This window comes from Chlorobaculum sp. 24CR, assembly GCF_004118635.1.
Taxonomy (GTDB): domain Bacteria; phylum Bacteroidota; class Chlorobiia; order Chlorobiales; family Chlorobiaceae; genus Chlorobaculum.
Genome location: NZ_SDGU01000058.1, coordinates 1 through 13,741 on the forward strand (window position 1 = coordinate 1; position 13,741 = coordinate 13,741).

Consider the following 13,741-nt stretch of genomic DNA (forward strand, 5'->3'; position numbering starts at 1 on the left):
AGTCAAGGTCGAGAAATTGAGTATAAAAAGTTGCATTCACAGCAGCTCCAACTCTTCTAAATACCTCGAAGCTCTGCTTCGAGGATCCTTTATTCACATAAGACTCACTTCTCATCCTCGACACTTACCTCCCCCGTTGAAAATGCCAAAACCATATTTTTTCCCGACGACTTTGCTTTGTAAAGAGCTTTGTCAGCATTCATAATCAACGAGGTGCCGTCCGTGGCGTCGTCGAGCCATGAGGCGACGCCGATGCTCACCGTCAATTGGTTGCCGGGCTGGTTACTTTCGTACTCGAACGGCTCGGCGTAGATGATGCTGCGCAGCCGCTCGGAAATCTCCAGAGCCGTCGCCCTGCCGGTTTTCGGAAACAGCACGGCGAATTCGTCACCCCCAAACCTCGACGGAATGTCAGTCATGCGGCACTCCTGCCTGATGATTTCGGCGATTCTCGCCAGCACCCTGTCCCCGGCAACGTGCCCGTAGCGGTCGTTATAGCGCTTGAAGTTGTCAATGTCGATCATGGCGAGCGCAATGTCGCCCTTGAGGCGGCGTGCCCGCTCGACATCGATGATGAGATGCTCCTTGAAGTGGCGATAGTTGTAGAGATTGGTCTTTTCATCGCGAATGTGCAACTCGTCGAGCTTGCGGTTTTTCTCTTCGATGTCGTGGCACATGCTGACGACCGATTCGCTGACGGAGCGCATTTCGGCGGATGGATCCTCGCCGCTCAGAAGCGTTTCGGCGGCTTCGGCGGTGTCGTGCAGACTTTCGGGGAGATTGCAGTTCAACAGGGCAAGCCGTTGCGAAAGCTGGTGGAGGGGAATGATCGAGCGCCGGTAGCTGGAAATGATAAACCTGCCGCCAGCCAGCACGACAACAGTCAGCAAGAGCGTAATGAAAACGAGATAGTAATTCAGACTGGCCGTGAGCAACTCGTTTTCATCGGCGATCTTTGAACCCAGGCTCGAAATCATGCCGTCCATATCGACCACCATGAGCTGAAGCGTTTCGCGGCTGAGCGGCGCGGCGAGCGGCTTGCGGCGCTTCAGCCACTGGCTGATCTCGCTGCCCTGCGGCATATCGGGGCTGCGTCCGATCTCCGAAAACCTGGCGCACTCGATCCGGAGCTTCGACTGAAGCTCAGCCTGCTTGTCAACCGAAAGATGTTCATCCTCAAACTGTTGCTCGATCGACGAAATTCTGGTGCGGCATTCGACCAGCCTCATGCGCAACGCCTCATCATCACTGATCTGGTGAAGACGGGAACTCTGGAAAGCACCGAACCAGGCGGTTCCTCCGGCGGCCAGAATCAGCGACACAATGCCGAAAATCATCGTTAACCTGAGGAATCCCTTGCCGGTAATGTCGATATCGTATTTCATCCGGTTATTTGAGAATAATGGTGCGCACAAGTTGTTCGTACGGGGCCATGTCGCCGCGCTCGAAAAGCTTCTGCCCCTCTTTGGCGAGCCATGCGCCGAAGCCGGTCGCCAGCGGATCGTACGGATCGTAGAGGTAGAAAATATCCGTCGAAAGCGGATAGTCGCCGGTGTATATCGTTTCGGGCGAAGCCTCGACCGGCGGCTCGCCGCCCGCGCCTGCGCTCACCGGCAGCGCCTTGATGCGCCCTGCGTAACCGCCGGAGCGCAACGCCTCGGCGTAAGCTGGCAGCGTCATGACGGCGGCGGCGTTACGGTCGTCGCGCACGCGATTCAGGAGGCGCGGCATGTCCGCTTCGGCGGCGGCGACAAGCGAGTCCGCCTTGACTGACAGCATCTCCGAAAGCAGCACCCGCGCCCGCAGGTCGCTGCCATCGAGGCAGGCGACGATTTTTCCCGGCGAGCCGCCGAGGGATTGCCAGTTGTTGACCTGTCCGGAAAACACCGCTTTCAGCTCGGCGACCGAAACGGAACGAGCGGGATTGGCGCGGTTGACGACCAGCACGAGCCCGTTGCGGGCGACCGGCTGGCGCTTGACGGAACGCTTCAGCGTTGCCAGCAGTGAATCCTCGCGAGCCGAGAGTGCGCCCTCGATGAGCGCCGCCGCGACACGATGTTCGAGAAGCTGCAAGATGGGCCGGGACGATTGCGAGGTGAGTTTTATGGTCGCATTCGGATACTGTTCCGAAAAAGCGTTCGCCTGGATTTCGGCGACCGGCGTGAGCGATCGGTCAACCGCCACGGCAAGCGTTCCGCTGATGGGCGTTGGGCCGGAAATGGCCGAAGCGAGCGGGTTTTCCGGCGAAGGCGTACGCATCCAAAGCCAGACAGGCGCAACAATGCCTGCGACGAGGAGAAGAGCAATCACGACGTTACGGAACCGGTGATTCATGATATTTTCTTGAATGTTAGGCTTAAGATAGACAAAACGGCAAAACATCGGAATTGTAAACATTTCGGAAATGCCCTGTTTCTTTATGGAAATAAATTGTGAATTCACTAATATCCGCATTCCTGAATATTTATTCACTCCGATGAATTTGCCTTCAAACCCTGATGAATCTTATCTCGATGCAGCATAACAAGGTGACGGTTTCGGTCATCGGCGCTTCAGGATATTCAGGAGCCGAGCTGGTGAAGCTGCTCATGAAGCATCCGGGCGTCGCCGTCGAAAAACTTTACGCGCACACCCAGGCCGGAAAACGCTTTACGGATTTGTACCCGTCGATCCCCTGCGACAAAGTTTTTCAGACCTATTCGGGACAAACGGATAGCGACCTCTACTTTCTTGCCCTGCCGCACGGCGAGGCGTTGCAGCTCGTGCCGGGCATCGTAGCCGCCGGAAAAAAGGTGATCGACCTGTCGGGCGACTTCAGACTCACGAGCACCGCCGAGCACAAGATTTTTTACGGCGGCGATAAATCGGCGGATGACGTACTCCAGTACGGAATGCCGGAGCTGTTCCGCGACGAAATCGCTGGATCGACGGCCATCAGCAATCCGGGATGCTACGCCACGAGCATCACGCTCGGCCTGGCTCCTCTCTTCCGTGGCGGCATGGCGGGACTCGACGTGGAGTCCGTGAACGTCACGGCGATTTCGGGCATTTCGGGCGCGGGCCGGAGTTCGAAGCTCGAACTCTCCTTCTCCGAAATGAGCGGCAACATGCGGGCCTACAAGGTGGGCAAGCACCAGCACACGCCGGAGATCATGCAGGCGCTCGGCACTTCGGCGACGGAGCCTTCGTTCCGCTTCGTCATGACGCCAATGATCGCCCCCTACGTGCGCGGCATCTATTCGGTGCTGAACGTGCGCCTCGCCTCGCCGGTGGCGATGGAGTCGATCCGCGAACTTTACGCAAGATTCTACGCCAACGCGCCCTTCGTGAGGCTGCGCGACGGCGTAACCGAGGTGAGCCACGTCGCCCACACCAACTTCTGCGACGTCAGCATCGCCTTTGAAAGCGGCGGCTCGCTGGTCGTCATCACGGCCATCGACAACCTCGTCAAAGGCGCGGCAGGTCAGGCGGTGCAGAACATGAACCTGATGCTGGGCTTCGACGAAACAACAGCTTTGCTGTAATTATCAATCCGTAATTTTCTTATAAAGATTGGAACCATTTAAAAAATCGATAGCCGCCGTCAAGCGCCTCGTCGCCAGAACCATCTGGCCTGAAGGCGTGACGCCGGTCATTGCCGATCCCGCGTCGGGCGGCGCGTTCTGGCCCGAAGGCTTCACGCTCGCGGGTATCAACTGCGGCATCAAGCCCTCGCGCAAGGATCTGATGCTGCTGCTCTGCGACGAACCGGCAAGCACCGCTTCGGTCTTTACAACCAACCTCTGCTGCGCCGCTCCGGTCGAGCTGTCGAAGGCCGCGCTGCGAGCCTCCGGCGGCAAAATGCGGGCCGTCATCTGCAACAGTGGCAACGCCAACGCCGCCACGGGCGCGTCGGGGATGCAGAATGCGCGGCTGATGGCGAAAGCCACGGCGCAGGCGTTCGGCCTCGACGCGAGCGAAGTGCTCGTCGCCTCCACCGGCGTGATCGGCCAAGCGCTGCCAGTCGAGAAAATCGCCGCCGCCATGCCGTCGCTCAAAGCCGCATCCGGCGCGACGCAGTGGGCGGACGCCGCCGAGGCGATCATGACCACCGACACCTTCCCGAAGGCTTTCGCCGTTGATGTCGCGCTCTCCGGCGGCACGGCGAGAATCGCGGGCATCGCCAAAGGGTCTGGCATGATCTGCCCCAACATGGCGACGATGCTCGCCTTCCTCGGCACGGACGTTTCGATTGACCCGGCGCTCTTGCAGGAGCTGCTTTCGGCGTCCAACGCGGTGAGCTTCAACGCCATCACGGTCGATGGCGACACCAGCACCAACGACATGGCGGCGATCATGGCGAGCGGCAAAGGGCCGCAAGTGCTGCGCGGCACTGATGACGCCCGGCTCTTCGGCGAGGCGCTCCGCTCGGTGATGACCATGCTCGCCCAGCTCATCATTGTCGATGGCGAGGGGGCGACAAAGTTCGTCGAACTGCGCGTCACCGGCGCGGCGACGGACGCCGAGGCGCGCATGGCGGCTATGACCGTGGCCAACTCGCCGCTCGTCAAAACGGCCATCCACGGCGAGGACGCCAACTGGGGCCGCATCATCGCGGCGGCGGGCCGCTCCGGCGCGTCGTTCGATCAGGAGAGGCTGGCTGTCAGTTTCGACGACGAGCCAATCCTGAAACCGGGCCTCGACGCGAACTTTTCGGAAGAGCGGGCCAAAGCGATCATGTCGAAGGAGGAGTTCACCATTACGCTCTCGCTCGGCAACGGGCCGGGCGCGGCGACCGTCTGGACGTGCGACCTGAGCCACGGTTACATCGAAATCAACGGCAGCTATCGGAGTTAATAATGGACAATGGATAATGGATAGTTGATAATGAAGAGTTGAAAGTATGGAGAGTGGTTGTCGAGGTTTTGTCTTCTTGATCCACTCCGTCCATTATGTCCACTCCGTCCACTTCGTCCCCGGTTTCGCAGGAGTTGTGTTGCCTTTGGGCTTGTGAGAGCTTTCTTTTTTTGAATTTCAGAGATTTTGACATGGAAAAAATGTGCAGTGAATTCCGCCCCGAAGGCAAAAAACCCGAACCGGCAATCGGTTACATGCTTGTCGAGGCGCTGCCCTACATCAGGAAATTCGAGGGCAAGACCTTCGTCATCAAATATGGCGGCGCGGCTATGAAGGACGAGGTGCTCAAGAACATCTTCGCCGAGAACGTCACGCTCTTGCGCAAGGTGGGCATCAAGGTGGTGATCGTGCACGGCGGCGGTGACGCGATCACCAAGACCTCCGCGAAGCTCGGTCTCGAAACCACCTTCGTGCACGGCAAGCGCGTGACTGACCGCCAGACCATCGACGTGATCCAGATGACCCTCGCCGGAAAGGTGAACCAGGACATTGTGCAGCTCATCAACGAGGATGGCGGCAACGCCGTCGGCGTGAGCGGCCTCGACGCCGACATGATTCTGGCCAAGCCATCGCCGAACGCGGCGACCCTCGGCCTCGTCGGCGAGGTGGCCGAGATCAACACCCGCTACATCGACCTGCTCTGCGACGCGGGACTGATTCCGGTGATCGCCCCCATCGGCTACGACATGGAGAGCAACGTCTATAATATCAATGCCGACGACGCGGCGGCCTGCATCGCCGTGGCGCTCAGGGCCGAAAAGCTGATCTACGTCAGTGACGTCGAAGGCGTGCGGGTCGGCAACCGGATTCTCAAAACAATCTGCAAGGCCGACGCGGCGGAGTTCATCGAAAAAGGGATCATCACCGGCGGCATGATTCCGAAGGTGGTTTCGGCCTACCAGACGCTCGACGGCGGCGTCGGCAAGGTGCACCTCGTCGATGGCCAGATCACCCATTCGCTGCTGCTCGAAGTCTTCACCAACGAAGGCGTCGGTACGCAGTTTGTCAACGAAATCGAAAACGAAACTATAGCTGAAGGAGCAGCATCATGAGCCAACACCAGTCAGGCAACGGATCGAAAAAACGCGACTTTCTCGGATTCACCGGCCTCGATGCGGCCAAAATCATCGAGCTGTTCGACTACTCGCTCTTCATCAAGCAAGAGCGCCATGCCAACCGGAACAGCGACGAGTTCCGCCCGATCCGCCACAAGACCGTGGCCATGATCTTCAACAAACCCTCGCTCCGTACGCGGGTTTCGTTCGAACTCGGCGTCTATGAGCTGGGCGGCCACGCCATCAGCCTCGAAGGCAAGTCGATCGGCGTCGGTGAGCGCGAGTCGGTGGAGGACATCGCCCGCCTCCTGTCGCGCTACAACGACGCCATCGTCGCCCGGCTGCACGAGCACGAGATCATCGAAACGCTTGCCGCTTACGCCGATATTCCGGTCATCAACGCGCTGACCGACCTGTCGCACCCGTGCCAGATTCTGGCCGACGCCTTCACGCTCTACGAAAAGGGGCTGTGGCGCGAGGATACGAAGGTGGTCTTCGTCGGCGACGGCAACAACGTGGCGAATTCGTGGATCGAGCTGGCGGGGATTCTCCCCTTCCACTTCGTACTCGCCTGCCCCGAAGGCTACCTGTCGGACGAGAAGCTGCTCAGGCAGGCTCGCGCAAACGCCAAGGGCTCCATCGAAATTTTGCACGACCCGATGGAGGCGGCCCGAAATGCTGACGTGCTCTACACCGACGTCTGGACCAGCATGGGCCAGGAGGAGGAGATCGCCGAGCGTCTGAAGGCTTTCGCGCCGTTCCAGATCAACTCGAAGATGCTCGCCGAAGCGAAATCGTCGGCGGTGGTGATGCACTGCATGCCCGCGCATCGCGGCCAGGAGATCAGCGCCGAGGTGATGGACGGCCCGCAGTCGATCATCATCGACGAGGCCGAAAACCGCCTGCACGTGCAGAAAGCGCTGATGGTCAAGCTGATGAACCACGACGTTTACCGCAAGTTCCACCTGACGCACCGCCTGAACCGCGCCGCCAATCGCCTGAAAGCCTGACGTGGAAACGATGAACAAGGCCAACAGGCAGAAAAAGATCAGAGAGCTGATCGAAAACGGCGAAATTTCCGGCCAGCAGGAGCTGCTCGGACTGCTCGAAAAAGAGGGCATCGTGGTCGCCCAGGCTACCCTGTCGCGTGATTTCGCGGAGATGGGTGTCGTCCGTCGCCGCACGGCGGATGGCGGCCACCGGCTCGTCGCGCCCGAAGAGCCGCAGGTGGACATCATCAAGGGGCTGGTCGGCATGGAGGTGCTCGCGGTGGCCTCGAACGAAACCGCGATCATCATCCGCACCCTGCCGGGTCGGGCGCACGGCGTCGGCTCGTTCCTCGACCGGCTCACCAACGACGACATTCTCGGCACCATCGCCGGGGATGACACGGTGCTGGTCATTCCGGCAACCGTCAGGAAAATTTCGTCCGTCAAATCCTATATTCAGAAAATTCTCTCACAACCATAACCGGTACCTCAAGTATGAGCAAGGAAAAAATAGCGGTCGCCTACTCCGGCGGACTCGACACTTCAATCATGATCAAGTGGCTGAAGGATAAATATGAAGGGGCTGAAATCGTGGCCGTCACGGGCAACCTCGGCCAGAAAATGGAGGTCGATAACCTCGAACCCAAAGCCATCGCCACCGGCGCGGCGTCATTCCACTTCGTCGATCTTCGTAAAACTTTCGTCGAGGATTGTATCTGGAAAGCGCTGAAAGCTGGCGCGCTGTACGAGGATGTCTATCCGCTCGCCACGGCGCTGGGCCGTCCGATTCTCGCCAAGGCGCTCGTCGATGTGGCGCTCGCCGAAGGGTGCACGATGCTCACCCACGGCTGCACCGGCAAGGGCAACGACCAGGTGCGCTTCGAGGTCACGTTTGCCTCGCTCGCCCCGCACATGAAGGTGGTCGCCCCGCTGCGCGAATGGGAGTTCACCTCGCGCGAGCAGGAGATCGCCTACGCGCTGGAGCACAACATCCCGGTCTCGGCCACCAAGAAAAACCCGTATTCGATTGACGAGAACATCTGGGGCATCAGCATCGAGTGCGGCGTGCTCGAAGACCCGATGGTCGCTCCCCCTGCGGACGCCTACCAGATCACCACGGCTCCCGAAAAGGCGCCCGACGAGCCGACCGTTGTCGATATCGACTTCGTCGAAGGCGTGCCCGTGGCGCTCGACGGCAAGCAGATGGAGGGGCTCGACCTTATCGTGAAGCTCAACGAGCTTGGCGCGATGAACGGCGTCGGCAGGCTCGACATGATCGAGAACCGCGTGGTCGGCATCAAGTCGCGCGAGATTTACGAAGCCCCGGCAGCCACCATTCTGCACTTCGCCCACCGCGAACTCGAACGCCTCACGCTTGAAAAGTCGGTGTTCCAGTACAAACGCAACATCGGTCAGGACTACGCCAACATCATCTACAACGGCACCTGGTTCTCGCCAATGCGCGAAGCGCTCGACGCCTTCGTTGACGTCACGCAGAAGCCCGTCACCGGCATGGTGAGAGTCAAGCTCTACAAAGGCAACGTCACCCTGCTTGGCCGCACCTCGCCGAACTCGCTCTACAACGAAGCGCTGGCCACCTACACCGAAGCCGACACCTTCAACCACAAAGCCGCCGAAGGCTTCATCCAGCTTTACGGCCTGGGATTGAAGACCTACAGCGAGGTGAATCTGAAGAAGTGATCATTGAAAATTATCGGTTGAAAACAAAAAAGCAGTCTCGACTCATCGGGACTGCTTTTTTTATAGCCTCACGCTGTCAACCGATATATAAAAACCGCTCGGCGTTTTTATTGCACAGCATATCCTTCTCTTCCAGCGTCAAGGCGTCTGAGTCTATAAAATATCGCAGATACTTGCTATATGAGCTTATATCCTGTAAATTGATCATAAAATCCGAGCCAAAAATAATACGCTCCAACAGTCTCGACCTCTTCTCTCCATCGTGGCCATTGATAAAATTCATCATATCCTTATAAGATGACTCATCAACTCCTTGATATGAAATATCGGCATACAAATTCTCATATTTATACTTACCCGTTTCAGAATCTTTTTCAAGAATCATATCAGCAATCTTTCTGCGCCATTCCTTGCCATCCGTACCGCCAAAATGAGCGAGATTCAATCTGAGCTTTTTATACTTTTTCAGCACTGACTCCCATTTGAATGGGCTGGAATATTCTGAAAAATCTTTGTGCACCAGAAACCCTCCCGGATTGCAATGCGCCGTAATCGGAACATTGTACTCTACACAGAAGTCATATAAAAAGCATACTTTGTCCCTCTCCTCCCCCGGTTCCGGCCACGGATCGAAACCGAGAGGCGGATAGACTTTGATACCGAGGAAATAGTGTGACTTCAATGATTCAATATTGCCATTGAAATCTTCCCAGAGAATTTCATCGATATGCTTTCGCCTCATTTGAGGAGAGGTATCATCTTTGAATTTTTCGAAATTCTTTTCAAGAAGCTGCTTGAGACTGACAGAGATATTTTTTCCTGTCGCTTTATCTTTTTCTGAATAATAATTCTGCGTATTGATTCCCATAAACGGGATAATCTGAAAAAGCGGTTCAGGATGCCCTTTTATATAATCTTTCCGGTGACGATAGTAGTCGCGTATTCCGGTGCACAAATCTTCAACCTGCGCCACGATCGGCTTCCAGCGCACCTTGTAGGTCATGCGTGAGTTTCCTGAATCTTTCAGCCCGAAATCCATGATGAGTGGAGTCAGCACCATTTTGTCATACTGTTTCGTCTCGCCATTTCCCGAAATGATGAGAGCACTGTTCAACGGTAAATTTTTTCTCAGATCCTCCTCCATCTGAATAAGGCAGTCCCCTATATCCGTCTCCATGATGGCCAGTAAATTCAAAACATTGGCAAGCTTTTCCTTTGCATTATCAATCAAACTGGTTTGTATTTTCGAAAACGCTATCGCCCGTTTATCTTTCTTTCCAAATACAAACAGAATATATGCAAATAAAATCAGCGCCATAAAGGACACGCCATAAAGCATTAATTTGATAATCCAAAAATGACCTGTCAGTAAAAGCGCTACAAGAAAAGCCGGAATAACAAAAAGAATTACCACCAAAGCTATCTTGAACGGCTTGACGTATTTCAGAAACAGAGGCTTTATGTTGTCGGTATAAATCCTCTTGATAATTGCCGTGAGATTCGGATGACTCAAGTTCATCATGTGGCAATGTGAATCATAGAAGTACCGCATATCTCCCCCTTTTCAAAGATTGTTTAAAGACGCTATTTATCGATAAAACAAGGCATCGTAATTCCGGTTTCCCTCCGGGTGTGCCGATAATCCCCATCACATTTCAAGCATTTCAAAAGAACGGCAGCAGCATTTTAAACAGCTCGATCTTTTTCCGGTTATGACCGATAACATCAGCCAGCAAATCGGCTCGCGTTTGTTTTCTGGCTGCAAACTGCATCAGTGACTCCAGAATATACTCGTTGTTCAACAAGGCCTGAAGAGCATATCCGACAGTGAAATCGTGAAACCGGAACTCTTTTCGCCAGAACTTTTCATACCAAACGATGGCCCGCGCCTCGTCTGCCGCATCCAGCGCCCGCGCCGCGGCCTCGGCGGCAAGTTGACCGCTTTTCAGGGCGTAATAGATGCCCTCGCCAGTCAGCGGATCGACAAAACTTCCGGCGTCGCCGGTGAGCAACACGTTGCCGCGACCTCGCTGTCCGGGCCGGGAGCCCATCGGAAGCGGCCAGGCTCTGAGCGTTCCCGGCTCCATGACTGCCCGCTTCAGCTTTTCCGAGGCGGGTGTGCTGCCAGAGACAAACCGCTGGAACAAACGCTTGAGTCCGCGCTGATCCTTGAAGCGGGTAATCACGCCAACCCCGATATTGGCCCTCCCGTTGCCCTCCGGAAATATCCAGCCATAGCCCGGCAGCATCGACTTGTCGTAATGAAGTTCGATTGAGTCGCTCAGCCCCTCGACCTGCGAAAAGTAGGCGCGAATGGCAAAACCCTGATGGGTTTTCAGGTTGTTTTTCAGGTTCAGCCGGGAGGCAATCGGCGAATAAAAACCATCGGCGGCAAGAACGACGCGACCGAAATACTCCCCTTTTGACGTACTGACGCCACTCGCCCTGCCGCCCTCGGTGATGAGGTCGTTGACCGTGGTATTTTCGAAAAAAGTTATTGAAGAATGGGGCTTCACCGTGGAAGCGAGGCAGTCATCGAGAATTCTTCTCGGAATGACATAGGCAGCACTTTCAGGGCATCCGGCCTGAGAAAACTTCCCATGCACAACGGCGGCGGTGGGAGAATAGAGCGTAACGCCTTTAAATACCGTCAGTTGACCAACACGTTGACGGATAACCTCCATGACGCCCATCTCTTCCAAGAGCGCAGTTGAGAGCGCGGTGATGCCGTCACCGCAAACCTTGTCTCTCGGAAAGCGCTCCTTTTCGAGCAACAAAACCTTGTACCCTTTTCGCGCCAGAAACAACGCCGCCGAACATCCTGCCGGGCCAGCTCCGGAAATCACTGCGTCATAAGATGTCATACGAATTTTTGTGGATGTTGAGCGATCGGGTTGATGCAACCTCCGGTGCCTCAGTAACTTAAGGAACGCTCACTGATTTCCCGCCATCAAGATGTTCATCCCCCCCATAAAAACCATAGACCAGGGAATGCTCATGCCTGCATAGCCTGCCTTAATATTGTGGCATCAAACACAAGCCTGATTGCGGAAATCCGGTCGGCGGTAACGGTAAAGAATTCTGCGGTACGAATAATTCCTGCGGGAGAAGCGGTATGACAATCATACAGCAACGCCGCACCGGTTTCATTATAAAATTGCCGCAACAGCTCTACGCTCTGCACCATCTGCCGGAACCGGGTCAGTGCAGCGATGAAATCGTCGGCGTTGGTAAACGTATCCATGCTTCCGCTGAAATCGAGGTCGCCAGCAAGAGAGTTGCGGGCTGTGGCAAAATCCCCGCTCGTCCATGCAAGATGGTAGGTTTCGATCAGCTTTCGGGTATCCATGGTTACATACTCCCGTTTTGTTCCTGAAACTGTCCGGCAACACTACAAAGCTCATACAATTGCAGCTATTAAGCAACACCAGGCTTTTTGTCGGCAATGCTGCCATTGAGCTTAGACTTGTCTTCGTACTCACCACAATGGAAGTTAAAATCCAAGCGCCCCCGCTCCGGATGCGCGGCATCATAAACAAAACACACTCGCTGCTACGATCCATCGAACAAACCTTTTTCAACCTTCCGTCGTTGAAGAGAGCGTAACGATGACGCACCACAATGATAAAAAGGGAACGAGATCATGAAAACCGTTATGCTGATGCTGACAAGCCTCCTGCTTGCAGGATGCTCCGTTCTGGGTAAGCGGGACGCCGCTGAACCGCACTACGAAGTGCTGAAACACGATGGCGCGTTTGAGGTGCGTCGTTATGGCCCGATGGTGATCGCCGAAACCTTCCTCTACGACGAGAGTTACAGTGCCGCAAGCGGCAAGGGCTTCAAGCGGCTGGCGGGATATATTTTCGGCAAGAACAGGTCGAAAACGTCGATCAGCATGACCGCGCCGGTGTTGCAGGAGCGCAGCAGCGAAAAAATCTCCATGACGGCGCCGGTGCTGCAGCAACCCGACAAAGGCGGTTGGAGCATGGCGTTCGTGCTTCCTGAGGGCTTTACCCTGGAGTCTGCCCCTGAACCGCTCGATCCCGAAGTGAAGCTCAGGGAGCTGCCCCCCTCGACGATTGCCGTAGTCACCTTTTCGGGCCTGCACTCCGCCGCCAATCTTGAAAAGTATGGCAGGCAACTGCAAGCCTGGCTCAAAAAACAGGGCTATCGCGCGCTGTCGGAACCCAAGCTCGCCTCGTACGATCCGCCATGGACCATCCCCTTCCTGCGGCGTAACGAGGTGCAGATCAGAATCGAGCCCGATCAAGGTCGATCCGGCAAGGAGTAATCGGGGATTTGCTGCCGGTACGCGCTGAGGCAACCCGTTCTCCGAAAAAGCGCGGTAATCAGTCACTTGATTTCCGTGGCTCGAATCCCCGGCGGAAGAGTATATTGAGACCGGCAGCAACTCTGTAACCATCAAAGCAACCACAATATGGCCATGACCGTTGAAATCAGGGACAACAAGCTCTGCATCGAAATAGACCTCGAAAAACCGACCCCCTCGTCATCCGGCAAAACCCTCGTCGTCGCCAGCACCCACGGCAACGCCGTCACCGACGTCATGATCGAAGGAAAACCTGTAACGATCGGCCTGAACGCCTACATCAAAAAGTGAGACGAACTGGCAAGACGGTGCATCCATCCTGCGCTGCACGTCTGCTTGCCGATCAACTTTTCGCTGAGCCTGAACTATTGTTTTTTCAGGGTTTAATTGACTGAGATGTAATCCTTTTCTTTTGTCACATCTTCAATGACCGTCAGCCCGCAAAACACCTCCACATCGCCAAATTGTTTCGGCGATATCACTTTATCCTTGAAGTTCTCCCTTATCTTCACCATGAGTTCCGGATGAACGGTTACGGTTGACGGATTCTTGACGTTACGGAATCCAAACAACATGGCAGCCAATATTTTTTCACGAAAAAAATCATTGCCTACCTCATACCTCTTTCCCATATCAATCCCTGTTTTCGTTCGATAAATATATCTGATTCACGACCAAATAAAGGATCCTCGAAGCAGAGCTTCGAGGTATTTAGAAGAGTTGGAGCTGCTGTGAATGCAACTTTTTATACTCAATTTCTCGACCTTGAC

Annotated in this window: 14 protein-coding genes; 8 read left to right on the forward strand and 6 right to left on the reverse strand. The window is 55.6% G+C overall.

Annotated features, from left to right (window positions below; genetic code table 11):
- Window positions 1-104: 104 nt before the first annotated feature.
- Window positions 105-1,385, reverse strand: a complete 1,281-nt coding sequence (locus EST62_RS10475) for a GGDEF domain-containing protein (protein ID WP_245153602.1) — start codon at window positions 1,383-1,385, stop codon at window positions 105-107.
- A 4-nt stretch (window positions 1,386-1,389) separates the two neighbouring features.
- Window positions 1,390-2,334, reverse strand: coding sequence for a substrate-binding domain-containing protein (locus tag EST62_RS10480; protein WP_129052031.1), 945 nt, complete (start codon window positions 2,332-2,334; stop codon window positions 1,390-1,392).
- A 164-nt stretch (window positions 2,335-2,498) separates the two neighbouring features.
- On the opposite strand from EST62_RS10480, the gene argC reads away from it, so the two are divergent.
- The 6 genes from argC to EST62_RS10510 all read left to right on the forward strand — a co-directional run bounded on the left by argC (window position 2,499) and on the right by EST62_RS10510 (window position 8,641).
- On the forward strand, window positions 2,499-3,524 hold the full coding sequence (gene argC / locus EST62_RS10485; protein WP_129052032.1) for an N-acetyl-gamma-glutamyl-phosphate reductase: 1,026 nt from the start codon (window positions 2,499-2,501) through the stop codon (window positions 3,522-3,524).
- Between the two features lie 28 nt (window positions 3,525-3,552).
- Window positions 3,553-4,836 (forward strand): bifunctional glutamate N-acetyltransferase/amino-acid acetyltransferase ArgJ, encoded by a 1,284-nt coding sequence (argJ, locus tag EST62_RS10490; RefSeq protein WP_371414693.1) that lies wholly within the window; start codon window positions 3,553-3,555, stop codon window positions 4,834-4,836.
- A 191-nt stretch (window positions 4,837-5,027) separates the two neighbouring features.
- Window positions 5,028-5,948, forward strand: coding sequence for an acetylglutamate kinase (gene argB, locus EST62_RS10495; RefSeq protein ID WP_167599309.1), 921 nt, complete (start codon window positions 5,028-5,030; stop codon window positions 5,946-5,948).
- On the forward strand, window positions 5,945-6,961 hold the full coding sequence (gene argF / locus EST62_RS10500) for an ornithine carbamoyltransferase (protein ID WP_129052033.1): 1,017 nt from the start codon (window positions 5,945-5,947) through the stop codon (window positions 6,959-6,961). The genes argB and argF overlap by 4 nt, the downstream gene beginning before the upstream one ends.
- A gap of 10 nt (window positions 6,962-6,971) precedes the next feature.
- A complete protein-coding gene (locus EST62_RS10505; protein ID WP_129052043.1) occupies window positions 6,972-7,421 on the forward strand; it encodes an arginine repressor in 450 nt (149 codons plus the stop codon).
- Window positions 7,422-7,435: 14 nt separating this feature from the next.
- The gene (locus EST62_RS10510) at window positions 7,436-8,641 is read left to right on the forward strand and encodes an argininosuccinate synthase (protein WP_129052034.1); all 1,206 of its coding nucleotides are present in this window, start codon (window positions 7,436-7,438) and stop codon (window positions 8,639-8,641) included.
- A gap of 76 nt (window positions 8,642-8,717) precedes the next feature.
- Here the strand turns inward: EST62_RS10510 and EST62_RS10515 are convergent, their stop codons facing one another.
- The 3 genes from EST62_RS10515 to EST62_RS13525 all read right to left on the reverse strand — a co-directional run bounded on the left by EST62_RS10515 (window position 8,718) and on the right by EST62_RS13525 (window position 11,990).
- A complete protein-coding gene (locus EST62_RS10515; RefSeq protein WP_167599310.1) occupies window positions 8,718-10,163 on the reverse strand; it encodes an amidohydrolase family protein in 1,446 nt (481 codons plus the stop codon).
- A 142-nt stretch (window positions 10,164-10,305) separates the two neighbouring features.
- On the reverse strand, window positions 10,306-11,505 hold the full coding sequence (locus tag EST62_RS10520; RefSeq protein ID WP_129052036.1) for a geranylgeranyl reductase family protein: 1,200 nt from the start codon (window positions 11,503-11,505) through the stop codon (window positions 10,306-10,308).
- A gap of 131 nt (window positions 11,506-11,636) precedes the next feature.
- Entirely contained in the window at window positions 11,637-11,990 is a 354-nt protein-coding gene (locus tag EST62_RS13525) for a hypothetical protein (protein WP_167599311.1), read from the reverse strand.
- A gap of 294 nt (window positions 11,991-12,284) precedes the next feature.
- Here EST62_RS13525 and EST62_RS10530 point away from each other — a divergent pair, with 294 nt between their 5' ends.
- Window positions 12,285-12,932, forward strand: coding sequence for a heme-binding protein (locus EST62_RS10530; RefSeq protein WP_129052037.1), 648 nt, complete (start codon window positions 12,285-12,287; stop codon window positions 12,930-12,932).
- 147 nt (window positions 12,933-13,079) lie between these two features.
- Window positions 13,080-13,262, forward strand: a complete 183-nt coding sequence (locus EST62_RS10535; protein WP_129052038.1) for a hypothetical protein — start codon at window positions 13,080-13,082, stop codon at window positions 13,260-13,262.
- A gap of 92 nt (window positions 13,263-13,354) precedes the next feature.
- On the opposite strand, the gene EST62_RS10540 is transcribed toward EST62_RS10535, so the two are convergent.
- Window positions 13,355-13,603: a hypothetical protein gene (locus tag EST62_RS10540; RefSeq protein WP_129052039.1), complete on the reverse strand. Its 249-nt coding sequence runs from the start codon at window positions 13,601-13,603 to the stop codon at window positions 13,355-13,357.
- Window positions 13,604-13,741 lie beyond the last annotated feature (138 nt).